Genomic DNA, 2,109 nt, shown 5'->3' with positions numbered 1-2,109 from the left:
CCGAACAACCGACACCGCCGCGGCCGTTCCGGAGCAACCTCCGGAACGCAGGATCATGACGCTGGCGCTGCGGGGAGCCAACCGCGAGGCCCCCCACCCGCGGCGTCGTGACCCGGCCCGTCCACCACCGGCCCGGCTCAGGCCCGTGGGAAGTCGGTGTACTCCACGAGGTCGACGAAGATCTGGGCTGCGGCCCGGTAGAGATCGGTCCGGAGATGTTCATGGGCAGCACGCGGAGCTATCCGGTCGACGGTCTTCAGCCTAACGCCGGAAGCAGACGTGCAACGGCGGCCGTTCAGAGATCGTCTGTAAACGGATTTATCAAGCCTGTTCACCATGCGGGAAGGATGGCGCGGTTCGGGTCGCCCGGGCCGGTCACCATCGGACCGGGGCTCCCCCGGAGAGCACCCGGCACGACGGGCGGAGGCGCGGTGTGTCGGCCACGCTAGCGCTGGGTCTGCTGCTGCAGGGGCTCGCCTTGGTCGTGGTGGTTCGCGGTCGGGGCCGGCGCGCCGTGTCCAGTCTCGGGCTGATGTTCGTCGGTGCCGCCATCGCCTACCACGGGGTGACGGAGGTCCTGCAGGTCCTGGTGCCGTCCTACAGTGACAACCGGCTGTTGACCACGGAGTCCGACGTCGCGGCCTACACCGTTCTGGTCGGGTTCTCCCTGCTCGCGTTCGCTTCCGGTTATCGCTTCGCAACCCAACGCACGCCGCCGTCCACCGGTTGCCGCCGGGAGGAAGTCTTGGACTTCTTCGACTGGCGGGTCCTGACTCCGCTGGCCCTGGCTGCGGTGGCCGTGACAGCGGTCGGCAGGAACACCTCGTCCGGCGACGCGGACCCCTCGACGGTCACCGGCAGTCCCTACCTCGTCAGCGGCTTCGCGACGCAGTTCCTGGTCGTCGGCCTCGCCCTGGGAAGCTTCGCCGTGCTCGTGCGGACGAAGGGCCGCGGATTCCTCCCGGTGCTCGGCATCCAGTGTACGTTGCACACACTGGCGGGGCAGCGGCTGCCGGTGGCGATAGCGGCGGGCGCGGTGATCTACCTACTGTCCATCGTCGGGATTCCCATACGCCGACGGCAGCTCGTCTCGGTCGTCGCGCTCGTGGTTCTGGCCTACGTCGTCATCTACGGGGCACGCGCGGACGCGGGCCGGCAGGTGTTCGGGTACAGCGTGGGTCCCGGGCAGCGCCTGCAAGCCCTGGCCGCCGGTCTGACCCATCTGGAACGCGGGATAAACCCGGGCGAGGTGGGAAACCTCGGGGTCCGCCTGGACGGGAACTCCTACCCGTCGATAATCCTGCGACGGCTCCGCGACGGTTCTCCGCCCATCGGCCCGGTAACCCTGTGGAACGACGTCAACATCGCCGTCCCGCGTTTTCTCAATCCCGACAAACTGAATTCCGACCTGGAGTCGCGTTCCCTCAAGACGCGCCTGTCCGCCACCTACGGGATCACCAACGCGTTCGACCGCCTGCCCACCCAGCTCGGCGAGCTGCTGCCCATCGGCGGTCCGCCGTGGATGGTGACCCTCGCGGCTCTGGGAGGATTCGTCCTCGCCCGACTGGAGTACGCGCTGCGCGGATGTCGCCATCCAGCGGCTCTCCTGGGCCTGCTGGCGCTGGTGGCCGCGATCCTGCAGTACGAAGGCGGGATCGCGCTCTACGCGATCAACGGCCGCGGCGTCCTAGCCATCGCGGCCGGACTGTTCGTGTGGCGGAAACGACGGATCTTCCGGCCCGCGACGGTTCGGGGCTCGACCACCCTACCGCCGCTGTGCACCGGCACCCCGGCCACCGTCGCGCGGGCCGGCTCCGACGAGGACGGCACGCCGACCGACCCGTCGCCGGGTGACCCGGTACGGACCGGGCCGGCGTCCGCGGGCAGGGACGAGGACGCGGCGCAGGTCACGGCCCGCGGCCACGGCCCGCGCCGCAACCGGTGAGGGGGTGGCGGCACGGCGGCCGCGGTCTCTCTGACGTTCCGGAGGGCGGTGTCCGGCTTCCCGTCGGTGCGCGAGCAGCCGGATCGCGACGCCCGGCGACACCCGTGCCGGAGCGTCTCCGAGGGGGCTCGCCGCCGGCAGCGTCCTGCTAGCGTGCCCGGTTG

At 70.5% G+C, this 2,109-nt stretch carries 1 protein-coding gene; it reads left to right on the top strand.

Annotated features, from left to right (window positions below; all coding sequences use genetic code 11):
* Positions 1–433: 433 nt before the first annotated feature.
* Positions 434–1,945 carry a hypothetical protein gene (locus AC08OP_RS14045; RefSeq protein ID WP_476614600.1) on the top strand — a complete coding sequence of 504 codons (1,512 nt, stop codon included), beginning with the start codon at positions 434–436 and terminating at the stop codon, positions 1,943–1,945.
* The last annotated feature ends 164 nt before the right edge of the window (positions 1,946–2,109 follow it).

Source organism: Frankia sp. CeRuru1 (genome assembly GCF_977966315.1).
This window is presented reverse-complemented; position numbering and strand designations above follow the sequence as displayed.